The sequence below is a fragment of the Acidovorax sp. LjRoot117 genome, from assembly GCF_964252695.1.
GTDB lineage: Bacteria > Pseudomonadota > Gammaproteobacteria > Burkholderiales > Burkholderiaceae_C > Acidovorax.
On the sequence record NZ_CAXUPO020000010.1, the window covers coordinates 32708 to 54981 of the forward strand.

Below are 22274 nucleotides of genomic sequence, written 5' to 3' on the forward strand. Positions count from 1 at the left end.
TCTGCGGTAGGGTTTTCGGGGCTGCGTTGATTCTAGACCCCACAGCCGCCGCAGCCCAGCACTGGTTTGCAGGGGTGCGGGCGCTGCGTCATGCCGTGACCTGGTCTGCCCAGGCCAGGGCCTGCAGGTGGGCGAAGTTGATCTGCTGGCTGGTCAGGTGCAGCAGGCCGGCGGTGCGGTCGAAGGCGGCGTCGTCGCTCGACTCGCACGCCTCGGCCAGCGTGAGCAGGTCGCCCAGAAAGCCTTCGCGGCGCAGCAAGGCCGCCGCCACGGGCTCCGGCACGTTGAGCAGGCCGAGCGCCGACTCCATGGGCATGGACAGCATCACATCCAGCAGCGAGAAGATGCCCACGACGAAGGCCTGGTCGGCTTCTTCTGGCGGCAGCGTCTCCAGCGCCAGCAGCTCCATCAGGCGGCCGCGCTCCACGGCGGTCTGGCCCACGGACGACGGCGTGCCGCCAGCGCGCGAGGCCGTCAGCAGCAGGGCCGCCCAGCGGAACAGCTTTTTGAGGCCCATGAGCATCACCGCCTGGCGGAAGGACGTGACCTCGCGCGACAGGCCGAAACCGGCCGAGTTGATCAGGCGCATGAGGTTGAAGGCGAGGCCCGCGTCCTTCTTGAGCGTCTCCTCGATGTCGTCCGTGCTGGCCTGCTTGCGCACCTGGTTGATGAGCTCGATGATGGCGGCCTGCGAGGGCGCGAGCAGCTTGGCCTCGACCAGCGCCGGGCGCGCGAACCAGTAGCCCTGGAACAGCTGCACGCCCTGGCTGGACACCATGTCGTACTGCTGGGCGGTTTCGACCTTCTCGGCGATCAGCTCGGCCTTGGAGTTGCGTCCTGCATAGCTGATGAGCACGGCCAGCTGGTCATGGGCCAGCACGGAGAGGTCGAGCTTGATGTAGTCGGCCAGCGGCAGCCAGGGGGCGTAGGCCGACTGCAGCACCGTGTGGTTGAACGCGAGGTGAAAGCCACGCTCGCGCAGCTCGGCCAGGATCGGCATGCGCGTGGCGACTTCGTCCGCTGCAGCGTGGCCCAGGGGCGGTATCTCCAGCACCACCTTGTCCGGGTCCAGCAGCTCGAGGTGGCCGCCCGAGAGGCTTTCGTGCGTGCAATTGACGAAGATCAGCTTCTTGCCCACCAGCTCTTCGGTGCCCGCGTGCGAGAGCGCGGTGAACACCAGGATCACGTCGGTGGCCGCAGTGTGCGCGGCGCCGGTGCGCGAGCGGTTGAACAGTTCGTAGCCCACCACGACCTGCTGCGCATTCACGATGGCCTGCCGCGCGATCATCGCGACCGAAGCCTGGCTGCCGGGTGGCGGAGGGGAGGGAGGGGCGCCGGGAGCAGTGGGTGAAGTCATGGGTAGAGTATGAAAGAAAGAGAGGCGGGTGTCAGCGGCGCGGGCGCGGCGCATTGTAGGAGCGATCGCCGGGCCCGTCGTGGCCGGGGTCAGATCTGCTGCAGCCAGCGCAATTCGTTGTCGGTAAAGCCTGCCTTGCGGCGCGCGGTTTCGTTGAAAGGGGGTTTCAGGCGCGGGGCTTCGTACTGGGTGACCAGGGTGCCATAGAGGGTTTCAGGGTCGTGCCCCGCACGCTCGCACAGCCAGCGGTACCAGTGGTTGCCGATGGCCACATGGCCGACCTCGTCCCGCAGGATGATGTCCAGGATGGCCACGGCCTCCAGGGCGTCCGGCGCGCCCACCTGGCGCAGCTTGGCCTGGATCTGCGGCGTGGCGTCCAGCCCCCGGGCCTCCAGCGTGCGCGGCACCAGCGCCATGCGCGCCAGGATGTCGTGGCCGGTCTTCTCGCACATCGTCCACAGGCCCTGGTGGGCCGGAAAGTCGCCGTAGTCGTGCCCCTGCCTGCGCAAGTGGTCGCGCAGCAGCCTGAAGTGCCGCGCTTCCTCGGCCGCCACCAGCATCCAGTCCAGGTAGTACGCACGCGGCATGCCGCCAAAGCGCCAGACGGCGTCCAGGGCCAGGTTGATGGCGTTGAATTCGATGTGCGCAATCGCATGGACCAATACGGCGCGGCCCTCTGCAGTGGCGGGCGAGCGCCGCGCCATGTCGGTGTGGCGCCGCAGTTCGGGCCGCGCGGGGCGCCCGGGCAGGTCGCCAGCGCCGTCCGGCAGGGCAGGGGTGTCTTCTGCTATCGAAAGCGTAGCTGCTTGCGCATGCAGGTCCAGCGCCGCAGCCGCTTTTTGTTCGGGGTCTGCAAGGCACAAGACCTGCAGTGCACGGTGGCGAAGCTCCATCCTTACAATTCTAGGCCTTGCCATTGGCGCACCGTGCACGCGTTTGTAACGCTGGCCCGCGGCGCATGGATACCAACACGGGGCGCCCAGGCGGGCCCACCCTCTCGGAGACTATTGCATGGCGATTTACGAACTCGATGGCATGGTGCCCCAGCTGGCGGCATCGGCCTGGGTGGCCGACAGTGCCCAGGTGATGGGCCACGTTGTGCTGGGCGAAGACACCAGCGTGTGGTTCGGCACGGTGATCCGGGGCGACACGGAGACCATCACCATCGGCGCGGGCTCCAACATCCAGGATGCGAGCGTGCTGCATGCCGACATCGGCAAGCCGCTGGTGGTGGGCGAACGCGTGACCGTGGGCCACCAGGTCATGCTGCACGGCTGCACCATCGGCGACGAGACGCTGATCGGCATCGGTGCGGTGGTGCTCAACGGCGCGAAGATCGGCAAGCATTGCCTGGTGGGGGCGGGCGCCCTGGTCACCGAGGGCAAGGAGTTTCCCGATGGCTCCATGATCATCGGCAGCCCCGCCAAGGCGGTGCGCGAACTCACGCCCGAGCAGATCGAGGGCCTGCGCCAAAGCGCCCAGCACTACATCGACAACGCGCGCCGGTTCCAGAACGGGCTGCATAAAATCGGTTGAAGACTTTGAAACGCTCCCTGCGCCGCTTCGCGCCTTCGCACGGTCTCGCCGTGCTGCGCGCTGCGGGAGGGGGATGCACCTGGTGGGCGGGCGCAGCCCGTCACACCGGGGCGCTCGCAGTGCCGGGCCGGTTTTGCGGGTGGCTGGCGGTGTGCAATGCGATGGATGGCACCGCCTGAGTGCCGGTAATTTTCTGGGAATTTTTTGCGTGTCTGAACTTCACAAGTTTCTTTTTGACGGCCTGCCGGTGCGCGGCATGATCGTGCGCCTGACCGATGCGTGGACCGAAATCCTGCGCCGCCGCGCCAACAACACCAGCACCGGCGCCTACCCGGCACCGGTGAGCGAGCTGCTGGGCGAGATGGCTGCCGCCGGCGTGCTGATGCAGTCCAACATCAAGTTCAACGGCGCGCTGGTGCTGCAGATTTTCGGCGACGGCCCGGTGAAGCTGGCGGTGGCCGAGGTGCAGTCCGATCTGAGCCTGCGTGCCACGGCCACGGTGAACGGCGAGCTGCCCGACGGCGCACGCCTGAGCCACATGGTCAACGTGGGCGGTGGCGGGCGCTGCGCCATCACGCTGGACCCCAAGGACCGCCACCCCGGCCAGCAGCCCTACCAGGGCGTGGTCCCCTTGCACGGCGACCAGCGCGAAAAGCTCGATCGCCTGTCGGACGTGCTGCAGCACTACATGCTGCAGTCGGAGCAGCTCGACACCGTGCTGGTGCTGGCCGCCAACGATCAGGTGGCTGCCGGCCTGTTGATCCAGCGCATGCCCATCAAGGGCGAAGGCAACCTGGCCACCAGCCTCACCCACAGCGAGAACGAAGACCAGATCGGCCACAACGAGGACTACAACCGCATCGCGCACCTGGCGTCCAGCCTGACGCGTGAAGAGCTGCTCACGCTGGACGTCAACACCATCCTGCGCCGCCTGTTCTGGGAAGAAAAACTGCTGCGCTTCGAGCCGCAGCAGGGAGACCAGGGCCCGCGATTCGCATGCACCTGCAGTCGCGAACGCGTGAGCAGCATGCTGCGCAGCCTGGGCCCCGAGGAGGCCGAGAGCATCCTGGCCGAGCGCGAGGACATCGAGGTGGGCTGCGAATTCTGCGGCCAGCAGTACCGCTTCGATGCGGTGGATGCCGCGCAGATCTTCGTGTCGCCCGCAGCCAGCCAGCCGCCGGGGCCCAGCGGCATCCAGTAGCGCGCCCTGGCGGTCGGCGGTGCCCGGCGCCCCCGGCGCGCCGGGCTGGCGTGCAGGGTCGCCGCGGCCGCCCGCATTGACCATCGTTGACAATGGCGCGCCTTTTTTTCTTGCACGGCCCGCTGGTGGGCACCTAACATCGGCCTTCTTCGCGCGGGGTGGAGGGCGTCTTCGGCGCTGTCCCGCTTTGGAGGGCGTAACCCCGGGCATCTTCTCGGGTGGGTGGGAACTGCGGGCGGTGCTGCAAGAGGGGCTATGGGTATTCTTCGTCGGGTATGGGGTGGGTCACGACGCGCTGCGGCGCCGTCGCTGGAACTGGGTGACGGCGCCTCGGGGCGGGACTCCCTGCGCGCCGACACCCTGTTGGCGGCCCTGGATATCGATGCCGCGATCAACGCCCACGAGCGCTGGAAGGCGCACCTCATGGACTACCTGGAAGGCCGCACGACCCACGGCCTGGACCCCGCCGAGGTGCGCCGCAGCGACCGCGGCACCCTGGGGCGCTGGCTGCATGGTCTGGGCGGTGAACTGCTGAGCGACCAGCCCGCCTACGCCGTGCTGATGGCGCGCCACCAGTATTTTCATGAACAGGCGGCGCTGCTGGTGGAACTGGCCCAGCAGGGCGAGTGGGACAAGGCGGTGCAGGTGCTCAACGGCGGCTACCGCTACGGCTCCGGCCAGGTGGTGCTGCTGCTCAAGGAGCTCAAGCGGGGCCTGGTGCAGCAAACGCAGGCCTGAGTGAGGGGCCGGCGTCGTCGATGGCCGTCCGGGGCTGCGCGCCCTGCAGGCGCTGCAGCACCGCTGAACCGGCGAGCCGCCTGTGTGCAAGACGGGGTGGCCGTCGTCAGCCGCGCTGGCTGTCGCGCCCGGTCAGGGCGGTGAAAAGGCGGTGCTCGCACTCCGGATCGCTGCATTTCTCGCAGTTCCACGCCCGCAGCCTTGCCGTGCGGGTGGCGGATAGATCCGTATCGGGTTCAAAATGGCCGCTACCGCTTGATGGGTAAGTGCCAGGCGCTATGCCTTTTATAGCGTTGAGTGCGCTGGTGATTCTCTGTGCACCCTGTCCATACACCACCCGGTAGCTGATGCCCGCACGTGCGAGTGCTGATCGCAGCTCCGCGTCGGCGGCCTCCTGGGCGCGCCGGTCACTGTCCGGGCAGGGTTGATCCAGGCCCATCAGCAACACCGTGGTGCCCGCCGCGTCGGCGGCCGCCGCCGGGTCTGCCGTGGCATCCAGCATGTGGCCCCACGCCAGGCGCACCGATGTGGTGGCTGGGTGCCGCTCCAGCGCTGCACACAGCGCTTGCGCGCCGGTACCGGGCGCGCCAAGCAGGATGACGGAAGGCGTAGAAGTCACGGTGCAATCGGCCTGGGATGGATGCCGCCCGTCATGCGGCAGCCTTTAGGGGAATGGCCGGGAAGGATAAAAACAGCCAAGGGGAGCGTGCGCAGACAATTCTTGAGCGGTGCACGCGAGGTCTGCAGTGCGTGCCCCTCTGCAGGTAACAGCTCCAACCACCCACACAGGCACCACCGGCATCACCGGCACCACAGAGGGCGCAGCGTGGGCTCAGCGCGGCGTGAACTGCACATACACCTCGTTGGGCTTGACCATGCCCAGCTCGCTGCGTGCTTTTTCTTCCACCATGTCCAGGCCCTCCTTCAGGTCGTGCACCTCGGAGGACAAGCGCTCGTTCGCCTGCCGCGCCTGGTCGTTGGCGGCCTTTTGCACATCGATCTGCCGCTGCATCTCGTTGACGCGCGGCACGCTGCCACGCCCCAGCCAGAGCTGGGCGTGCAGCGCTGCCAGCAAGGCCAGCAGGATGACAGGCACGATGCGTGAACCCATGACTCAGGCGGTGGGTGGGTCAGTGTGGCGCTGCCGGGCCGCCAGGGCGGCACAGTCCACTCGTTGGGCGCAGGCGCGCAACGCACGCCCTGGGCGCGCTCCACATCAGCGCACCCGTGGAGCCGGCTTGGCCGGGCCAGGGGGTGCGTCCCCCTCCCGCAGGAGAGGGGGAAGACGCGAAGCGGCTCAGGGCAAACTTCATTTCAGGTTGTAGAACGCGGCGCGGCCAGGGTAGTACGCGATTTCGCCCAGGTCTTCTTCGATGCGCAGCAGCTGGTTGTACTTGGCGATGCGGTCCGAGCGCGACAGCGAGCCGGTCTTGATCTGCCCGGCGTTGGTGCCCACGGCGATGTCGGCAATGGTGCTGTCTTCGGTTTCGCCCGAGCGGTGCGAGATCACGGCGGTGTAGCCGGCGCGCTTGGCCATTTCGATGGCGGCGAACGTCTCGGTCAGCGTGCCGATCTGGTTGATCTTGATCAGGATCGAGTTGGCGATGCCCTTGTCGATGCCTTCCTTGAGGATCTTGGTGTTGGTCACGAACAGGTCGTCGCCCACCAGCTGCACCTTGTCGCCCAGGCGTTCGGTCAGGTGCTTCCAGCCGTCCCAGTCGCCTTCGTGCATGCCGTCTTCGATGCTGATGATCGGGTACTTGTCGACCCAGGCTGCCAGCATGTCCGTCCATTGCTGGGCGGTGAGCTTCAGGCCCCCTTCGCCTTCCAGCACGTAGTGGCCGTCCTTGTAGAACTCGCTGGCCGCGCAATCGAGGCCCAGGGCGATCTGCTCGCCGGCCGTGTAGCCTGCGGCTTCGATGGCCTGCAGGATGAGGCGGATGGCCGCTTCGTGGTTCTCGACGCTGGGGGCGAAGCCGCCTTCGTCGCCCACGGCGGTGCTGATGCCCTTGTCGTGCAGGATCTTCTTGAGGGCGTGGAACACTTCGGCGCCCCAGCGCACGGCTTCGCGGAAGGTGGGGGCGCCCACGGGGATGATCATGAACTCCTGCAGGTCCAGGCTGTTGTTGGCGTGCGCGCCGCCGTTGATCACGTTCATCATCGGCACGGGCAACTGCACGGCGCCCATGCCACCCAGGTAGCGGTACAGCGGCAGGCCGGACTCTTCAGCCGCGGCGCGGGCCACGGCCATGGAAACGGCGAGCATCGCGTTGGCGCCCAGGCGGCCCTTGTTCTCGGTGCCATCGAGGTCGATCAGCGTCTTGTCCAGAAAGGCCTGCTCGGAGGCATCCAGGCCCAGCACGGCTTCGGAGATCTCGGTGTTGATGTGTTCCACAGCCTTGAGCACGCCCTTGCCCAGGTAGCGGCCCTTGTCACTGTCGCGCATTTCAATGGCTTCGCGGCTGCCGGTGGAGGCTCCCGAGGGCACGGCTGCGCGGCCCATCACGCCCGACTCCAGCAACACGTCGCATTCGACGGTGGGGTTGCCGCGGCTGTCCAGCACTTCGCGGCCTACGATGTCAACGATTGCACTCATTTCAGTCTTTCAAGGTTTTATATAAGCTTAGATTGGCCGCTTGTTCAACGTGCCAGATTTCATTTCAGAAATGAATCCTGAGGGGTATTCCGTGCGGATGACAAGGCCACGGTACAGCCACTCCTTGGTGACCGAAGAACCGTTAACGCTGACGTCATATCGACAGGCTTGGTAATCGCCAGACGGGAGTCGCAATGACTCGACGCCCACGAATTTGACACGGGTAGTCTGACTGAACGGAGTGGGTCCAGAGGGCATAAAGCCTGTGATCGTATCGGTGCCCACCATGGAAAATGTGAGTTCTTCCCCTGGAGTTAAATTACGGCGCGCATCTTCGTATGCGGGGGTATAGACGCGGATGCGTTGTGTGCCTGCTCGGCCAAAGGCAACGCTGCCATATTGCAATGGAACACCTGAATCTTGGATCTTCATGTAAGAAGAAGAATAGGTGGTCGTAAACGGGTTGGTCTCACCTGTTTGCGAGGTGATACCAATACTAATTTGCCGCTCGATCAATCCTTCTACGGAGTTGAAAGAAGCATTGGTTGAAAGAACAACGCCTGTTTCAGTACGGGTGTCCGAGGAGAGGCGATCAGATTCGATGTATTCCACCTTGGTTACGGCATTCGCCGCATAAATGCCGTTGTCAAAGCATAAGTTCTTCTCGCCAGACCCACTTTCGTCTCCACCTCCGCAGGCAGATAGTGATAAAACGGTGATTAACGAGAAAAACTGAATCAAGCCTCGGCGACCTTTAGACATACAAGCATCCTCAAAGTTGAAGTGAACAGTTTTACACGCCTTCCACGCATACCATCCGCATGATGGCCGCGCCTTCGCGCGCAGCCTTGGCCTTCTGGTACTCGGGCGTGTCGTAGAACGCGCGGGCCGCGTCGAAGCTCGCGAACTTGAGGATCACGGTCCGGCCGGGGTTCCAGTCGCCTTCCAGCACCTCGACCTTGCCGCCGCGCACGCACACTTCGGCACCGTGGGCCTGCATGGCCAGCGTGCTCCACTTGCGGTACTCCTCGTACTGCGTGGGGTTGGTGACGGTGACGGATGCGATGACGTAACCACTGCTCATGTCTCAGGCTCCAAAGTTGTTTTCGAGAAATCCGCTTTTCTTGGTGACGTCGTCCAGGGCCACCAGCGTCTCCAGCAACGCCTTCATGTGCTTCAAAGGCACGGCGTTCGGTCCGTCCGACCACGCCTCTGCGGGACGGGGATGGGTTTCCATGAACAGCCCCGCCACGCCCACGGCCACGCCGGCGCGGGCCAGCACCGGCACCATGTCCCGCGCGCCGCCGCTGACGGCGCCCAGGCCGCCGGGCTTTTGCACCGAGTGGGTCACGTCGAACACCACCGGCGCGCCGGAGTTGCGCATCTCGGCCAGGCTGGTCATGTCGGCCACCAGGTTGTTGTAGCCAAAGCTCACGCCGCGCTCGCAGGCCAGGAAGCGGTCTTCCGACAGGCCCGCTTCCCTAGCAGCAGCGCGGGCCTTGTCGATGACGTTCTTCATGTCCCAGGGCGCGAGGAACTGGCCCTTCTTGATGTTCACCGGCTTGCCGGACTGGGCCACCGCGCGGATGAAGTCCGTCTGGCGGCACAGGAAGGCCGGGGTCTGCAGCACATCGACCACGCTGGCCACCTCGGCCACGTGCGAGGTGTCGTGCACGTCGGTCAGGATGGGCAACTGCAGCTGGCGGCGCACTTCATCGAGGATCTTCAGGCCCGCGTCCAGCCCCACGCCGCGCTTGCTGGAGCCGGACGAGCGGTTGGCCTTGTCGAACGAGCCCTTGTAGATCAGCGGAATGCCCAGCGGTGCGCAGGCTTCCTTGAGTTGGCCGGCCACGTCGAGCGACATGTCCAGGCCTTCGATGGAACAGGTACCCGCGATCAGGAAGAAGCGCTGGTCCAGGCCGACGTTGAATCCGCACAGCTGCATAGGTCTCCCATCAGGCTTTGACAGCCGCTTGGTGGTGTTCGACGGCTGCCTTGATGAAGGCATTGAACAGCGGGTGGCCGTTCCATGGCGTCGACTTGAATTCGGGGTGGAACTGCACGCCGATGAACCAGGGGTGCACGGCCTGGGGCAGCTCGACGATCTCGGTCAACTGCTCGCGCTGGGTCAGCGCCGAGATCACGAGGCCGGCTTCGCGCAGCTGGTCGAGATAGTTCACGTTGGCTTCGTAGCGGTGGCGGTGGCGCTCGGTCACCACGTCGCCGTAGATCGTGTGCGCCAGGGTGTCGGCCGACACGTCGGAGCTCTGCGCGCCCAGGCGCATGGTGCCGCCCAGGTCGGAGTTCTCGTTGCGGGTCTTGATGGTGCCGTCGGCATCCTTCCACTCGGTGATCAGCGCAATCACGGGGTGCGGGGTGGTGGCATCGAACTCGGTGCTGTTGGCGTTGGCAAGGCCCGCCACGTGGCGCGCGTATTCGATGGTGGCGACCTGCATGCCCAGACAAATGCCCAGGTACGGCACCTTGTGCTCGCGGGCGAACTGGGCGGTGGCGATCTTGCCTTCCACACCGCGTGCGCCGAAGCCGCCGGGCACCAGGATGGCGTCGTACTTTGCGAGCTTGGCGGCCGCGTCGGCGCTCTCGATGGTCTCGGAGTCGACGTGGTCGATCTTCACGCGCACATGGTTGCGCATGCCGGCGTGGCGCAGGGCTTCGTTCACGGACTTGTAGCTGTCCGACAGATCCACATACTTGCCCACCATGGCGATGGTGACTTCGCCTTGCGGGTGCTCGGTTTCGTGCACCAGGTCGTCCCAGCGCTTGAGGCTGGTGGGCGGCGTGTTCAGGCGCAGCTTGTCGCAGATCAGGCCGTCGAGGCCCTGTTCGTGCAGCATGCGGGGCACCTTGTAGATGGTGTCCACGTCCCACATGCTGATCACGCCCCATTCGGGCACGTTGGTGAACAGCGAGATCTTGGCGCGCTCTTCCTCGGGAATGCGGCGGTCGGCACGGCACAGCAGGGCGTCGGCCTGGATGCCGATCTCGCGCAGCTTTTGCACGGTGTGCTGGGTGGGCTTGGTCTTGAGCTCGCCGGCCGCTGCGATCCAGGGCAGGTAGGTCAGGTGCACGAAGGCCGTGTTGTTGGGGCCCATGCGCAGGCTCATCTGGCGCACGGCTTCCAGGAACGGCAGCGATTCGATGTCGCCCACAGTGCCGCCGATCTCGACGATGGCCACATCCACGGCATCGGGCGTGCCGATGCCGGCGCCGCGCTTGATGAACTCCTGGATTTCGTTGGTGACGTGCGGGATGACCTGCACGGTCTTGCCCAGGTAGTCGCCGCGACGCTCCTTCTCCAGCACGGACTGGTAGATCTTGCCCGTGGTGAAGTTGTTGGTCTTTTTCATGCGCGTTTCGATGAAACGCTCATAGTGGCCCAGGTCGAGGTCGGTTTCTGCGCCGTCGTCGGTCACGAAAACCTCGCCGTGCTGGAACGGCGACATGGTGCCCGGATCTACGTTGATGTAGGGGTCAAGCTTGATGAGGGTGACTTTGAGTCCGCGCGATTCGAGGATCGCGGCAAGGGAGGCTGAGGCGATTCCCTTGCCCAGGGAAGACACCACACCGCCGGTGACGAAGACAAATTTGGTCATGTCTTTTTTGGTGGTGGGAAATTGGGATTATAGATGCCCCCCCGCCAGCCCCCCGCCGGCAGGGGGGCATACCGTCTGCTAAATTCGCCGCATGAATGAGCTCGCTGGCAAACACATGGTTCTGGGTCTGAGTGGAGGCGTGGCTTGCTACAAGTCGGCCGATCTGTGCCGCCAGCTCATCAAGGCAGGGGCCACCGTACAGGTGGTGATGACCGAGGCGGCCGAGCAGTTCATCACCCCAGTGACCATGCAGGCGCTGTCCGGCCGCACGGTGTATGGCTCGCAGTGGGATGCGCGCGAGCCCAACAACATGCCCCACATCAACCTGAGCCGCGAGGCCGACGCGATCCTGATTGCGCCGTGCAGTGCGGACTTCATCGCCCGCCTGGTGCAGGGCAGGGCGGACGAGCTGCTCAGCCTGATGTGCCTGGCGCGCCCGGTGCAGCGCGTGCCGCTGCTGGTGGCGCCCGCCATGAACCGCGAAATGTGGGCCCACCCGGCCACGCAGCGCAACCTGGCCCAGGTGGCACAGGACGGCGCCGTGGTGCTGGGCGTGGGTAATGGCGACCAGGCCTGCGGGGAGACGGGTGACGGCCGCATGCTGGAGCCGGCCGAGTTGCTCGAAGAAGTGATCGCCTTCTTCGCGCCCAAGGTGCTGGCGGGCCGCAAGGTGCTGGTCACGGCGGGCCCCACCTTCGAAGCCATCGACCCGGTGCGGGGCATCACCAACCTGTCGAGCGGCAAGATGGGGTTCGCCATCGCGCGGGCTGCGCGCGAAGCGGGTGCGGATGTCACCCTGGTGGCCGGCCCGGTGCACCTGCCCACGCCGCGCGGCGTGCGCCGTGTGGATGTGCAGTCGGCCCAGGACATGCTGGTGGCGGTGGAGCAGCGGGCGCAGGATGCTTCGGTTTTCATAGCAACTGCCGCCGTGGCCGACTGGCGCCCCGCTGCGCCGTCGGCCCAGAAGATCAAGAAGGATGGTTCCGACCAGACGCCGACCCTCGGCTTCGTCGAGAACGCCGACATCCTGGCCCGCGTGGCGCAGTCTGAACGCGCTGTGGACGGCAGCCTGTTCTGCGTGGGGTTCGCGGCAGAAAGCCACGACCTGCTGGCCCATGCCACGGCCAAGCGCGCACGCAAGGGCGTGCCGCTGCTGGTGGGCAACATCGGCCCGGCAACCTTCGGGCAGGATGACAATGCCTTGTTGCTGGTCGACGAGAAGGGGCACCGGGAGCTGCCCCGCGCCTCCAAGCGCGTGCTGGCCCAGCAGCTCATCCAGGACATTGCGGCGCGCCTGTCGCCTGCGCGTGCCTGAAGCGCAAACACGTTCTGACACTGCCATCCAGGAGGCCGCATGAAAACTGGTGCCACCAAGCCCGAGTGGGACACGCCGCCCGATGGCGATTTTGCAAGCTACGTGGAGCGCTTGACCGCGCCGGCTGCGGCGAACGCCGCCAGGGCGGCGAGAGCGGTGCCTGTGGCGTCCATCCGAAGCACCGCCGCGAGCAAATCCCAGAGATCGGACGCCGCACGCGCAGCGGGGCAGATCGTGCCCCCGGACCTGGCCCAGGCGATGCTGCCGTTCCTCGGTCTGCTGCGTATCGTTCGGCCCGTGCTGCTGCTTTTGATCGTGATCCACGGCATTGCGCTGTTCATTTTCAGCCAGGGCTCACTGCCCGGCCTCGTGGTCATGGCGAGCATCTGGTGGGGGCTCGGCTGGTTGATCGAGTCGGCGCCGAAGATCATCGCCACCAGTAAAGATGCGGCGGGCTTTGGCACCGACGCATTGCAAGACCGACTGCGGCGGGTAGCCCAGCAACGCAACCAAACAGGAAAGAAGAAACCGCAGTGAAGATTGACGTCAAGATCCTCGACCCGCGCATGGCGGACCAGTTGCCCACCTACGCCACGCCCGGCAGCGCAGGGCTCGACCTGCGGGCCTGCCTGGATGCACCGCTCACCCTGCAGCCCAACGCGTGGCAACTGGTGCCCACGGGCATCTCGGTGTACCTCAAGGACCCCGGCTACGCGGCGCTCATCCTTCCGCGCTCCGGCCTGGGCCACAAGCACGGCATCGTGCTGGGCAACCTGGTGGGGCTGATCGACAGCGACTACCAGGGTCAGCTCATGGTGAGCGCCTGGAACCGCAGCAGCACTGCGTTCACCCTGGAGCCGATGGAGCGCCTTGCGCAGCTGGTCATCGTGCCGGTGGTGCAGGCGCAGTTCAATGTGGTGACGGAGTTCGCAGCCACGGAACGCGGCGAGGGGGGCTACGGCTCCACGGGCAAGTCCTGAAAGCGATGCAGGACAGGTGAAGATGTAAGACGGCGCTTACTTTTCTAAGGGTCTGTTACGCACAGGAGCGTGGTCTCTGCGTCTACGCTGGGTAGGCTTGGGGCGTTGTTCCAATGATGGTGTGTTGCAAGGCGTGATGCCTGCGTACCGTGGTTGCCCTGAATCTGACCTTAGGAGATGAATATGTTGCAAATGACCCGTTCCTTCGCTGTTGCCGGTGCCGTCGTGCTGGCTGCTTCCCTCACAGCCTGTGGCCACAACCAATCCGCTCCTGCGCCCCAATACTCCGGCGGGTACTCTGGCGGCTATCAGACCGCGCCGTCCTACCCCAACAACCCCCAAGGCACCGAGTACGGCCGTGTCTCCAACATCGAAGTCCTGCAGAGCCGCGGTCAAGGCCAGACGTCCGGCGCTGGCGCCGTGATCGGTGCGGTGGTGGGTGGCGTGCTGGGTAACCAGATCGGCAAGGGCTCCGGCCGCGCTGCTGCGACGGGTGTGGGCATCATCGGTGGTGCCGTAGCCGGCAACGCCATCGAAGGCCGCAACTACAACAACCAGGAAGCCCAGGGCTACCGCCTGTCGGTCCAACTGGATCAGGGCGGCTACCGTGTGTACGACGTCGCGAACCCCGGCGACCTGCGCATCGGCGACCGCGTTCGCCTGTACAACGGCCAGATCTCGCGCGTCTGACCTGCACATACCTCTGGGTGTCGGGTGCTTGAAGGGGCCTCACCCTCCAGCACCTGACAGCCATCAATGCAGCATCGAGCCGCCCGGCGCCTGCGGCTGCACGCGGAAGAAGCCGGTGCCTGCAGTGCCCCGTCCAATTTCCTCCTCGCTCGCCTCCCGCACGGCCTGAACCGTGAGCTGCAGGCGCAGCGCAATCCCTGCCAGCGGATGGTTGCCGTCCAGCACGATGTGCTCCGGGTAGATTTCCGCCACGGTGTACAGCGCGTTGCGCGGCGCGTCGGGGTTGCAACCGTCCGGCAGGGCGGTGCCTTCAAAGGTCATGCCTTCCTCGATCTCTGCCGGGAAAAGCGACCGCGGCTCCAGGAAGAGCAACTGGTCATCGAAGTCGCCAAAGGCGTCCTCGGGCTCCAGGTGCAGTTGCAGGGTAGCGCCGGGGCCGTGGCCTTGCAGTGCTTCTTCGATACGGGGCAGAAGGTCGTCTCCGCCCACCAAGAATTCCACCGGTTCGTCCAGAACGTCAAGTTCTTCGCCCAGGGTGTCTTTCAGTGTCCAGGTCAGCGCGACCACGCATTGTTGGGTAATTTCCATAGGAGAATTGTCGCAGTTTGATCAAAGGCCCTGTCGCTCGGGGCGGACCGCTTCCATGGATATCCAGCAACCCCTTTCCCTGCTCGGCGGTCTGACCCCTGCGCAGTTCATGCGCCGCCACTGGCAAAAAAAGCCGTTGCTGGTGCGCCAGGCCATTCCCCGGTTTCAGGCGCCCGTGCTGCGGGCCGACCTTTTCTCGCTGGCTGCGCAGGAGGGGGTGGAGTCGCGCCTGGTGCAGTTGGTCAAAGGCGTCTGGAAGCTGCGCCACGGGCCCTTCAGCCGCAGGGCCTTGCCTGCGCTGCAGCAGCCCGACTGGACCCTGCTGGTGCAGGGCGTGGATTTGCACAACGATGCCGTGCATGCGCTGATGCAGCAGTTCCGCTTCGTGCCCGAGGCGCGGCTCGACGACCTCATGATCAGCTATGCCTCCCACGGCGGCGGCGTGGGGCCGCATTTCGACAGCTACGACGTGTTCTTGCTGCAGGCCCACGGCAAACGCCGCTGGCGCATCGGGCGCCAGAAGGATCTGAGCCTGCGCGACGACATTCCCCTCAAGGTGCTGGCCCAGTTCGAGCCCGAGGAAGAGTTCGTGCTGGAGCCGGGTGACATGCTGTATTTGCCTCCCCGCTACGCCCACGACGGCATTGCCGAAGGGGAGTGCATGACCTATTCCATCGGCTTCCGTGCGCCTGCACGTGCCGAGCTTGCCCAGGAGCTGCTGGTGCGCCTGGCCGAGGATGCAGGCGAGAGGGAGGGCCCGCCATCGCTGTACCGCGATGCCGGGCAAGAGGCGGTCGCACAGCCTGCGGCCATCCCGGCAGGCCTGACCGACTTTGCGCGCGAGGCGCTGGCCAAGGCCTTGGCGGAGCCGCTGGTGCTGGAGCGTGCGCTGGGCGAATACCTGACCGAGCCCAAGGCCAGCGTGTGGTTCGAACCCGGCGACACGCGGGTGATGCTGGAAGGCGTGCGCCTGGACCGCAAGAGCCGCATGATGTACGACGCGCACCATGTGTTCATCAATGGCGAGAGCTACCGCGCCGCAGGCCGCGATGCCACCCTGATGCGCCGCCTGGCCGACCAGCGCCAGTTGACGGCGCGCGAGCTGGCCAAGGCCAGCGACGACGCGCTCGAGCTGCTGTCGTCCTGGTGCGATGACGGATGGGCGCATGCCTGGACGGAGCACCCTGGCTGACGGATCGGTCGATCGAGCCATTCACCGGAGACCCTGCATGAGCGATACGCCTTCATCCCCTTCGCCCCACCCCGTGCCGCCCAGCCTGCCCGCGGGCCGGTTCAGCAGCCGCGAGGACTTTCGGCAAATGGTGCGGGACGCGTTCGCCACGGCCGTGCGCGATGGCTGGCAGGAAATCGTCATCAGCGATGCGAACTTTCACGACTGGCCGCTGGGTGAGCGCAGCGTGGCCGACCTGCTGCAGGAATGGGCCCATGGCAGCCGGCGGTTCACCATGCTCGCGGGCAATTTTGACGATGTGGTGCGCCGCCACGCACGGTTTGTCCGTTGGCGCAGTACCTGGGACCACATCATCACCTGCCGGCGCAGCGCCTCGGCGGACCCGCTGGACATCCCCAGCGTGCTGTGGTCGCCGCAGTGGGTGATGCACCGGCTCGACCCTGAACGCTGCGTGGGGGTGAGCGGCCCGGAGCCCGAACGCCGCGTGCTGCTGCGCGAGACGCTCAACGAGTGGCTGCGCAGCAAGAGCACGCCCGGTTTCCCCGCTTCCACGCTGGGTTTGTGAGTGCCGTGACCAGGGGTCACGGATGTCAATGGCTTGTAAAGCTTTCGTCAGTGTTAGTCAGTATTGACTAAATACCAATATAATCGGCGGCTGCGCCAAAAAGGTGCAAGCCAAGTGCATTGTGCCAACGCGTACAGCGGCTTCCAAGAGCCTGACGCCGTGGCTTTTCAAGATACTTTGTCCAACTAGGAAAATCCAATGAAGAACTCCCTCGTTCTGGCCGCCCTGATCGCTGCTGCAGCCCTCGCCGCTTGCGGCAAGAAGGAAGAACCCGCTCCTGCTCCAGCACCAGCTCCTGTGGAAGCTCCTGCTCCAGCACCAATGGCTCCTGCTTCCGAAGCCGCTCCAGCCGCTTCCGAGGCTGCATCCGCTGCTTCCGACGCAGCTGCTGACGCTTCCAAGGCCGCTGCTGACGCTGCCGCCGCTGCTGCAACTGCCGCTTCCGCAGCCAAGTAATTCGCTGCAGGTGCTGGCTGGTTGAAGAACCGGCCATCGCTGCAAGGCCCCGTACCGCAAGGTCGGGGCTTTTTTGTTTTTGGGGCTCGGCCTGCTTTCATCCGGAGTGGGTCCGTCGTTGATCTGCCCAGCGCAGGCGCTTGCATCTGCCGTGGCCACGAAGCCTTGATGAAGGACTGTGGGCGGCCGTTGGAAGACACGGCCGCGTCCGCCGCTCCTGCGCGGGTTTCAGGTCACGCCGCCGCGGCGCGGGTCGCGATGACATCGAGCCAGGGCGTGCCGGCCGTGGGGCATGCCACCTGGATGGCTTCCGTGGGCCAGTCGAGGGCGGGAGCCAATGCCTCGCGGGCGATGGCGGGTGCGTTGTTCGTGGAGCTCAGGTGGGCGGCAACGATGGTCTGCAGGCCGGTATGTCGCACTGCCCGCAGGATGTCGGCCGTGACGCCATTGGCCAGGTGGCCATAAGGGCCGCCCACCCGGCGCTTGAGAAACAGCGGGTAGCGGGACGCCTGCAGCATGGCGGGGTCGTGGTTGGCTTCGATCATCAGCGCATGGCAGCCCTGCAGCTGCTGCAGCACGTGGTCGCTGGCATGGCCCAGGTCGGTCAGCACGCCCAGGTGGGCTGCCCCATCGGAGCAGCGCAGCTGCAATGGCTCCCGGGCATCGTGGGGCACCGTGAAGGGCCGCGCCTCGAAGGTGCCCAGGTCGATGGGCGCCATGTCGTGCGCAATGCGCAGCATGTCGCCGAAGTCCGGCGCACCCAGCGCCGCGTGGGTCCCCTGGCTCATCCACACCGGGATGCGGTAGCGCAGGGCCACGGCTTGCGCGCAGCCGATGTGGTCGGAGTGTTCGTGGGTGATGAAGACAGCGTGGAGGTCTTCGATCTGCAGCTGTGCCTGTGCCAGGCGACCCTGCAACTGGCGAATGCCGAAGCCGCAGTCGATCAGGAGGCGGCGCACCTGGGTGTCGCTGCGGCCTTCGACCACGGTGGCATTGCCGGTGCTGCCACTCCCCAGGTTCTTGAAGCGCAGCATGGGGAGTGTTTTAAGTGTGGAGCCCGGACGAGATGGTTATCCCGGTCAGGCGCCCGTGGAGCGGTGCGGGCCACGGGGACCCGCCCAGACTCCACGGCGATGCGGCTGGTGGTTACTTGAGGTCGTCCGCGATCACGCGCACGATGCGCTCGGCGTTGGCCGACGATTCGGGTACGCCGGCTTCGTTGAGCACCGACACCGTGCTGGACTCGCCCTGGCTGCGCACGACGATGCGGAACTTGAGCGGTGGCGTGGCCGACGACGAGCCGCTGAACAGCTTGCCGAAGAACCCGGGTTCCTTCTTGTCGGCGTTGGGGGCGACATAGCGCACGAAGTACGTGCCTTCGTTGCGGTTGCGGTCTTCCACGGTGAAGCCGGTGCGGTCCAACGCCAGGCCCACGCGGCGCCATGCGCGGTCGAAGCCTTCGTCCAGCTGGACCACGGGCTTGTTGTCCACCGTGGCCATGCGGGCAGACTGCGCGCGCGGTGCGGGTGCGGCCACCACGGCCTTGGATTGCTCCTGGCTCACGCCGAGCTTGACCATCAGGCGGCGCAGGAATTCGGTTTCCAGCTCCGGGTCGGAGGGGCGGGGCTGCCACACCGTGTTGTCCTTGGTGGCAGTGCCATAGACCTCGATCATGCCGCGGTGGGTGATGTAGATCTCGGTGCCGCCGTTGGCATTGCGCTCCAGGCGGGTGCGGAACTTGTCGCGCTCGCCGGTGGAATACAGCGAGTCGAGCAGCTTGCCCAGGGTCGAGCGGATGAAGTCCTGCGGCAGCTTGGCGCGGTTTTCAGCCCAGTCGGTTTCCATGATGCCCACGTTGGCGTCGGCCTGCTCCAGGTTGAAGCCGCTTTCCTGCCAGAAGTCGCGCACCGGTTCCCAGAGCTTGTCGGCCGGGCGGTTGACCACCAGCCAGCGCTGGTTGCCATCGCGCTCGATGCGCACGTCGCCCAGTTGCAGGGCCGCGGCGTTGGCGGTGCCGGACGGCTGCGCCGCCTGGCCCGCCTGCATGGCAGCGGCCGACACGGCGCCGCCGGGCACGGCGTAGCGCGAGTCGCGCGACAGCTGGGTCAGGTCGGGCGGGACTTCGAGGGTCGAGCCCTTGGTGGCGCTCTTGTAGTCGATCTTGTCGCCTTCGAGGGCGGCGCAGGCGGACAGGGCCATGGCAACGGCCAGCAGGCTCAGGCGGGTGGTAGCAGCATTCACGCGGAAATCCTTGAAGTGTCAGGTGCGGGCGCGGCCCGGATTAGATCAGGCCGCTCGTGCGCAGCGCAGATTCGACGATGGCTTCGTTGCCGCTGGACAAGGGTGTCATGGGCAGGCGCATGGTGCCACCGCACAGGCCCATGCGGGCCATGGCCCACTTGACCGGGATGGGGTTGGCTTCGACGAACAGATTCTTGTGCACGGGCATCAGCTGGAACTGGATCTGCAGCGCGCGCTTGGCATCACCTGCCAGCGCGGCCACGCACAGTTCGTGCATCAGGCGCGGTGCCACGTTGGCCGTCACGCTGATGTTGCCGTGGCCGCCGCACAGCATCAGGGCCACGGCGGTCGGGTCGTCGCCCGAGTACACCGCAAAGCCTTCGGGCACATCGCGGATGAGCCACTGGGCGCGCTCGATGTTGCCGGTGGCTTCCTTGATGCCGATGATGCCGGGCAATTCCGCCAGGCGCAGCACGGTGTCGTGCTGCATGTCGGCCACGGAGCGGCCGGGTACGTTGTACAGCACCACGGGCAGGTCGCCCGTGGCTTCGGCAATCGCCTTGAAGTGCTGGAACTGGCCCTCTTGCGTGGGCTTGTTGTAGTAGGGCACGACCTGCAGCTGGCTGTCGGCGCCCACGCCGCGCGCGAACTTGGCCAGCTCGATCGCTTCGGCGGTGGAGTTGGCGCCGCAGCCGGCCATGATGGGCACGCGCTTGGCAGACTGCTCCACGGCGACGCGGATGATCTCGCAATGCTCCTGCACGTTGACCGTGGGCGACTCGCCCGTGGTACCCACCACGCCGATGCAGTCGGTGCCTTCGGCAATGTGCCAGTCGATCAGTTTGCGCAGTGTGGGGTAGTCCACGCTGCCGTCCTCGTGCATGGGTGTGACGAGAGCGACGATGCTGCCGGTAAGGGGTGCGCTGGGGAGGGTCATGTCCGCGTTGTAAAACGGTAAAAGAGCATTCTAACTAGGCGGCGAGACCAAAGGGTGCCGGGGCGGACTCCCCGCGTGCGGGAGTTCCCGCACTGCCGTGATGCGCTGCACGAAACGGTCGGGATTTTGCAGGAAGCCATCCTCGTAAGCCACGGTGCGCAGCGGCGCGCAGGCCGCGAGCAATTCGCCCGGCTGCAGCAGGAATTCAGGCCGGGCAGGGCGCCCCACGGTTTCGTTGCCCTGCGCAAAGGTTTCGTAGATCAGCACGCCGCCCGGCGCCACGCTGTGCACGATGACGGGCAGCAGCGGCCGCCACAGATAGTGGGTGACCACCACGGCGCCGAACTGGCGCCCCGCCAAGGGCCACGGCCCTGCTTCGATGTCCGCCAGCAGCAACTCGCCGAGCCCCTCGCAGGCTGCCAAGGCCTCAACCGAGCGGTCCACGCCCACCACCGCGTGGCCCAGGCCGCGCAGCCAGCGCAGGTGGCGGCCCGCACCGCAGGCCACATCCAGGGCGGTGCTGCCAGGGGCGATCAGGTGGCTCCAGCGGCGCACCCATTCGGACGCCAGTTCATGACCGTGCATATGCTATGAAAATAATAGCTGATGGCGCTAGTCTGAAGCGCGGTAGCAGCCAAAAAGACTTGAATCCCCGGGGCAGGCCCGGCATGCGCAGCTCAGAAGCAGGCCCACATCTGGTCGGCCAGCATCACCATGAAGTCCGGCGCCGTGTACATGCCGAACACCGCCAGGCAGGCCAGCACCGCCACCGCACCGGCCAGCCAGCGCAGCGCACGCGCAGGCTTGGCCGGTGCGTCGGCGGACGCGGGTGTGGGGGCGGCGGCTTGTGGTGTCATGGTCAGGCGGGTTGGGGTGTGCTGCGCGCGATGGGGCTTTCCTTGACGGGCAGGTTCACCAGGCCGGCAAACACACCAAGCCCAATGGCGATGTACCAGACGATATCGTAGCTGCCCGTCGCGTCATAGAGGTAGCCACCCAGCCACACGCCCAGGAAGCTGCCGATCTGGTGGCTGAAGAACACGAAGCCGCCCAGCATCGACAGATGCTGCACGCCGAAGATCTGGGCGATGGTGGCGTTGGTGGGTGGAATGGTCGACAGCCACAGCGTGCCCATCACGGCCGAGAACACATAGACCGACATCGGCGACAGCGGTACGATCAGGAACACGGTGATCACCACCGCGCGGGCAAAGTAGATGAAGGCCAGGATGTAGCGCTTGGGCATGCGCTGGCCCAGCGTGCCGGCCACGTAGGTGCCCAGCACGTTGAACAGGCCGATCAGCGCCAGCGCGTAGCTGGCCACCTGCGGCGACAGGCCGTGGTCCTTGAGGTAGCTGGGCATGTGCACCCCGATGAACACCACCTGGAACCCGCAGACGAAGTAACCGGCCATCAGCAAATTGAAGCTCGGGTAGCGGAACGCCTCGCCCAGCGCCTGCACGATGGTCTGCTCGCGCTTGACCGGGGCGCTTCCCTTGAAGCCCGGCTCGCGCAGGCCGAAGGCCAGCGGCACGATGAGCAGCACCGCCATCGACAGCACCAGCAGCGCCTGCTGCCAGCCCAGCCCTGCAATCAGCCAGCCCTCCACCGGCACCATGAGGAACTGTCCGAACGAGCCCGCTGCCGCTGCCACGCCCATGGCCCAGGACCGGCGCTCCGGCGCAATCTGCCGCCCCAGCACGCCGTAGATCACGGCGTAGGTGGTGCCGGCCTGCGCGGCGCCGATGAGCACGCCTGCGGTCAGTGCAAACAGCGTGGGCGTGGGCGACAGGGCCATGCCCGCCAGGCCCAGGCCGTACAGCACCGCCCCGCCCATCAGCACCCGGAACGCCCCGAACCGGTCGGCCGCCATGCCCGCAAAGATGCCGATCACGCCCCAGGACAGGTTCTGGATCGCGATGGCCAGCGCGAACGACTGGCGCGTCCAGCCCATTTCCTGGGTGATGGGCAGCAGCCAGAGCCCGAAGCCATGGCGGATGCCCATGGACAGCGTCACGATGGCCGCGCCGCAGGCCAGCACCTGGAACATGGACAGTTTGGGAGTATTCATATGCATGCGCAGGAATGTAGCCAGATTGCACGAAACGCGCTGATACACCGGTAACCAATACAGTTGGCAGCGGGGTTGCGGCCCCGCCGTCAGCACGGCAGTACCCTTGTGTGTTGCAACGGGCCCCAACGGCCCCACTGTTCATTCAACGCAGGGCCCGTTCTCGCGGCCCGGCACCGCGTGGGCCGTCACCACCG

At 66.0% G+C, this 22274-nt stretch carries 26 protein-coding genes; 10 read left to right on the forward strand and 16 right to left on the reverse strand.

Annotated features, from left to right (window positions below):
* Positions 1-88: 88 nt before the first annotated feature.
* The gene (locus ACSQ3D_RS21310) at positions 89-1357 is read right to left on the reverse strand and encodes an EAL and HDOD domain-containing protein (protein WP_056411854.1); all 1269 of its coding nucleotides are present in this window, start codon (positions 1355-1357) and stop codon (positions 89-91) included.
* Between the two features lie 89 nt (positions 1358-1446).
* Positions 1447-2250: a ferritin-like domain-containing protein gene (locus ACSQ3D_RS21315; RefSeq protein ID WP_056411852.1), complete on the reverse strand. Its 804-nt coding sequence runs from the start codon at positions 2248-2250 to the stop codon at positions 1447-1449.
* Between the two features lie 118 nt (positions 2251-2368).
* Here ACSQ3D_RS21315 and ACSQ3D_RS21320 point away from each other — a divergent pair, with 118 nt between their 5' ends.
* The 3 genes from ACSQ3D_RS21320 (at position 2369) to ACSQ3D_RS21330 (ending at position 4832) form a co-directional block, all read left to right on the forward strand.
* On the forward strand, positions 2369-2893 hold the full coding sequence (locus ACSQ3D_RS21320; RefSeq protein WP_056411851.1) for a gamma carbonic anhydrase family protein: 525 nt from the start codon (positions 2369-2371) through the stop codon (positions 2891-2893).
* A 208-nt stretch (positions 2894-3101) separates the two neighbouring features.
* Positions 3102-4094 (forward strand): Hsp33 family molecular chaperone HslO, encoded by a 993-nt coding sequence (locus ACSQ3D_RS21325; RefSeq protein ID WP_056411848.1) that lies wholly within the window; start codon positions 3102-3104, stop codon positions 4092-4094.
* A 255-nt stretch (positions 4095-4349) separates the two neighbouring features.
* Positions 4350-4832 (forward strand): CZB domain-containing protein, encoded by a 483-nt coding sequence (locus ACSQ3D_RS21330; protein WP_396506255.1) that lies wholly within the window; start codon positions 4350-4352, stop codon positions 4830-4832.
* 106 nt (positions 4833-4938) lie between these two features.
* Here the strand turns inward: ACSQ3D_RS21330 and ACSQ3D_RS21335 are convergent, their stop codons facing one another.
* The 7 genes from ACSQ3D_RS21335 to ACSQ3D_RS21365 form a co-directional block, all read right to left on the reverse strand.
* Positions 4939-5334 carry a hypothetical protein gene (locus ACSQ3D_RS21335; protein ID WP_436128232.1) on the reverse strand — a complete coding sequence of 132 codons (396 nt, stop codon included), beginning with the start codon at positions 5332-5334 and terminating at the stop codon, positions 4939-4941.
* Positions 5335-5664: 330 nt separating this feature from the next.
* Complete coding sequence (locus ACSQ3D_RS21340) at positions 5665-5943, reverse strand: septum formation initiator family protein (protein WP_056411842.1); 279 nt, start codon at positions 5941-5943, stop codon at positions 5665-5667.
* 198 nt (positions 5944-6141) lie between these two features.
* Positions 6142-7428, reverse strand: a complete 1287-nt coding sequence (gene eno, locus ACSQ3D_RS21345; protein WP_436128233.1) for a phosphopyruvate hydratase — start codon at positions 7426-7428, stop codon at positions 6142-6144.
* Between the two features lie 27 nt (positions 7429-7455).
* A complete protein-coding gene (locus tag ACSQ3D_RS21350) occupies positions 7456-8190 on the reverse strand; it encodes a hypothetical protein (protein ID WP_436128234.1) in 735 nt (244 codons plus the stop codon).
* A gap of 31 nt (positions 8191-8221) precedes the next feature.
* A complete protein-coding gene (locus ACSQ3D_RS21355; protein ID WP_056173684.1) occupies positions 8222-8512 on the reverse strand; it encodes a DUF1330 domain-containing protein in 291 nt (96 codons plus the stop codon).
* Between the two features lie 3 nt (positions 8513-8515).
* Complete coding sequence (kdsA, locus tag ACSQ3D_RS21360; protein WP_436128235.1) at positions 8516-9373, reverse strand: 3-deoxy-8-phosphooctulonate synthase; 858 nt, start codon at positions 9371-9373, stop codon at positions 8516-8518.
* A 10-nt stretch (positions 9374-9383) separates the two neighbouring features.
* Positions 9384-11042 carry a CTP synthase gene (locus ACSQ3D_RS21365; protein ID WP_436128236.1) on the reverse strand — a complete coding sequence of 553 codons (1659 nt, stop codon included), beginning with the start codon at positions 11040-11042 and terminating at the stop codon, positions 9384-9386.
* 91 nt (positions 11043-11133) lie between these two features.
* Here ACSQ3D_RS21365 and coaBC point away from each other — a divergent pair, with 91 nt between their 5' ends.
* From coaBC to ACSQ3D_RS21385, 4 genes are all read left to right on the forward strand, one after another.
* Entirely contained in the window at positions 11134-12357 is a 1224-nt protein-coding gene (coaBC, locus tag ACSQ3D_RS21370; RefSeq protein WP_436128237.1) for a bifunctional phosphopantothenoylcysteine decarboxylase/phosphopantothenate--cysteine ligase CoaBC, read from the forward strand.
* Between the two features lie 39 nt (positions 12358-12396).
* Entirely contained in the window at positions 12397-12894 is a 498-nt protein-coding gene (locus ACSQ3D_RS21375; protein ID WP_436128238.1) for a hypothetical protein, read from the forward strand.
* Complete coding sequence (gene dut, locus ACSQ3D_RS21380) at positions 12891-13337, forward strand: dUTP diphosphatase (RefSeq protein ID WP_056173698.1); 447 nt, start codon at positions 12891-12893, stop codon at positions 13335-13337. Before ACSQ3D_RS21375 ends, dut begins: the two co-directional genes overlap by 4 nt.
* A gap of 183 nt (positions 13338-13520) precedes the next feature.
* Complete coding sequence (locus tag ACSQ3D_RS21385; protein WP_056411827.1) at positions 13521-14027, forward strand: glycine zipper 2TM domain-containing protein; 507 nt, start codon at positions 13521-13523, stop codon at positions 14025-14027.
* Positions 14028-14090: 63 nt separating this feature from the next.
* On the opposite strand, the gene ACSQ3D_RS21390 is transcribed toward ACSQ3D_RS21385, so the two are convergent.
* Positions 14091-14615 (reverse strand): FKBP-type peptidyl-prolyl cis-trans isomerase, encoded by a 525-nt coding sequence (locus ACSQ3D_RS21390; protein WP_436128239.1) that lies wholly within the window; start codon positions 14613-14615, stop codon positions 14091-14093.
* Positions 14616-14670: 55 nt separating this feature from the next.
* Between ACSQ3D_RS21390 and ACSQ3D_RS21395 the strand changes: the two genes are divergently transcribed.
* From ACSQ3D_RS21395 to ACSQ3D_RS21405, 3 genes are all read left to right on the forward strand, one after another.
* Entirely contained in the window at positions 14671-15807 is a 1137-nt protein-coding gene (locus ACSQ3D_RS21395; protein WP_436128240.1) for a JmjC domain-containing protein, read from the forward strand.
* Between the two features lie 37 nt (positions 15808-15844).
* Positions 15845-16372 carry a hypothetical protein gene (locus ACSQ3D_RS21400; protein WP_436128241.1) on the forward strand — a complete coding sequence of 176 codons (528 nt, stop codon included), beginning with the start codon at positions 15845-15847 and terminating at the stop codon, positions 16370-16372.
* Positions 16373-16570: 198 nt separating this feature from the next.
* Positions 16571-16828, forward strand: a complete 258-nt coding sequence (locus tag ACSQ3D_RS21405; RefSeq protein ID WP_082486170.1) for a hypothetical protein — start codon at positions 16571-16573, stop codon at positions 16826-16828.
* 233 nt (positions 16829-17061) lie between these two features.
* Here the strand turns inward: ACSQ3D_RS21405 and ACSQ3D_RS21410 are convergent, their stop codons facing one another.
* The 6 genes from ACSQ3D_RS21410 to ACSQ3D_RS21435 form a co-directional block, all read right to left on the reverse strand.
* Positions 17062-17862 carry an MBL fold metallo-hydrolase gene (locus ACSQ3D_RS21410; RefSeq protein ID WP_436128242.1) on the reverse strand — a complete coding sequence of 267 codons (801 nt, stop codon included), beginning with the start codon at positions 17860-17862 and terminating at the stop codon, positions 17062-17064.
* 112 nt (positions 17863-17974) lie between these two features.
* A complete protein-coding gene (gene bamC / locus ACSQ3D_RS21415; RefSeq protein WP_082486169.1) occupies positions 17975-19069 on the reverse strand; it encodes an outer membrane protein assembly factor BamC in 1095 nt (364 codons plus the stop codon).
* 40 nt (positions 19070-19109) lie between these two features.
* Positions 19110-20006 (reverse strand): 4-hydroxy-tetrahydrodipicolinate synthase, encoded by an 897-nt coding sequence (gene dapA, locus ACSQ3D_RS21420; protein ID WP_436128243.1) that lies wholly within the window; start codon positions 20004-20006, stop codon positions 19110-19112.
* A 30-nt stretch (positions 20007-20036) separates the two neighbouring features.
* Entirely contained in the window at positions 20037-20591 is a 555-nt protein-coding gene (locus tag ACSQ3D_RS21425) for a class I SAM-dependent methyltransferase (RefSeq protein ID WP_436128244.1), read from the reverse strand.
* Between the two features lie 92 nt (positions 20592-20683).
* Positions 20684-20863, reverse strand: a complete 180-nt coding sequence (locus tag ACSQ3D_RS21430) for a hypothetical protein (protein WP_436128245.1) — start codon at positions 20861-20863, stop codon at positions 20684-20686.
* 2 nt (positions 20864-20865) lie between these two features.
* Positions 20866-22083: an MFS transporter gene (locus tag ACSQ3D_RS21435; RefSeq protein WP_436128246.1), complete on the reverse strand. Its 1218-nt coding sequence runs from the start codon at positions 22081-22083 to the stop codon at positions 20866-20868.
* Positions 22084-22274 lie beyond the last annotated feature (191 nt).

Bases quoted from the DNA above. Each gene is read 5' to 3' on its own strand.
- coaBC (WP_436128237.1), top strand. From the start codon at position 11,134: ATGAATGAGCTCGCTGGCAAACACATGGTTCTGGGTCTGAGTGGAGGC.
- ACSQ3D_RS21435 (WP_436128246.1), bottom strand. From the start codon at position 22,083: ATGCATATGAATACTCCCAAACTGTCCATGTTCCAGGTGCTGGCCTGC.
- ACSQ3D_RS21365 (WP_436128236.1), bottom strand. From the start codon at position 11,042: ATGACCAAATTTGTCTTCGTCACCGGCGGTGTGGTGTCTTCCCTGGGC.
- dapA (WP_436128243.1), bottom strand. From the start codon at position 20,006: ATGACCCTCCCCAGCGCACCCCTTACCGGCAGCATCGTCGCTCTCGTC.
- ACSQ3D_RS21390 (WP_436128239.1), bottom strand. From the start codon at position 14,615: ATGGAAATTACCCAACAATGCGTGGTCGCGCTGACCTGGACACTGAAA.
- ACSQ3D_RS21335 (WP_436128232.1), bottom strand. From the start codon at position 5,334: ATGCTGGATGCCACGGCAGACCCGGCGGCGGCCGCCGACGCGGCGGGC.
- ACSQ3D_RS21330 (WP_396506255.1), top strand. From the start codon at position 4,350: ATGGGTATTCTTCGTCGGGTATGGGGTGGGTCACGACGCGCTGCGGCG.
- ACSQ3D_RS21340 (WP_056411842.1), bottom strand. From the start codon at position 5,943: ATGGGTTCACGCATCGTGCCTGTCATCCTGCTGGCCTTGCTGGCAGCG.
- ACSQ3D_RS21315 (WP_056411852.1), bottom strand. From the start codon at position 2,250: ATGGAGCTTCGCCACCGTGCACTGCAGGTCTTGTGCCTTGCAGACCCC.
- ACSQ3D_RS21385 (WP_056411827.1), top strand. From the start codon at position 13,521: ATGTTGCAAATGACCCGTTCCTTCGCTGTTGCCGGTGCCGTCGTGCTG.
- eno (WP_436128233.1), bottom strand. From the start codon at position 7,428: ATGAGTGCAATCGTTGACATCGTAGGCCGCGAAGTGCTGGACAGCCGC.
- ACSQ3D_RS21425 (WP_436128244.1), bottom strand. From the start codon at position 20,591: ATGCACGGTCATGAACTGGCGTCCGAATGGGTGCGCCGCTGGAGCCAC.
- ACSQ3D_RS21310 (WP_056411854.1), bottom strand. From the start codon at position 1,357: ATGACTTCACCCACTGCTCCCGGCGCCCCTCCCTCCCCTCCGCCACCC.
- ACSQ3D_RS21430 (WP_436128245.1), bottom strand. From the start codon at position 20,863: ATGACACCACAAGCCGCCGCCCCCACACCCGCGTCCGCCGACGCACCG.
- ACSQ3D_RS21405 (WP_082486170.1), top strand. From the start codon at position 16,571: ATGAAGAACTCCCTCGTTCTGGCCGCCCTGATCGCTGCTGCAGCCCTC.
- ACSQ3D_RS21355 (WP_056173684.1), bottom strand. From the start codon at position 8,512: ATGAGCAGTGGTTACGTCATCGCATCCGTCACCGTCACCAACCCCACG.
- ACSQ3D_RS21395 (WP_436128240.1), top strand. From the start codon at position 14,671: ATGGATATCCAGCAACCCCTTTCCCTGCTCGGCGGTCTGACCCCTGCG.
- ACSQ3D_RS21350 (WP_436128234.1), bottom strand. From the start codon at position 8,190: ATGTCTAAAGGTCGCCGAGGCTTGATTCAGTTTTTCTCGTTAATCACC.
- ACSQ3D_RS21410 (WP_436128242.1), bottom strand. From the start codon at position 17,862: ATGCTGCGCTTCAAGAACCTGGGGAGTGGCAGCACCGGCAATGCCACC.
- ACSQ3D_RS21320 (WP_056411851.1), top strand. From the start codon at position 2,369: ATGGCGATTTACGAACTCGATGGCATGGTGCCCCAGCTGGCGGCATCG.
- kdsA (WP_436128235.1), bottom strand. From the start codon at position 9,373: ATGCAGCTGTGCGGATTCAACGTCGGCCTGGACCAGCGCTTCTTCCTG.
- ACSQ3D_RS21400 (WP_436128241.1), top strand. From the start codon at position 15,845: ATGAGCGATACGCCTTCATCCCCTTCGCCCCACCCCGTGCCGCCCAGC.
- ACSQ3D_RS21375 (WP_436128238.1), top strand. From the start codon at position 12,397: ATGAAAACTGGTGCCACCAAGCCCGAGTGGGACACGCCGCCCGATGGC.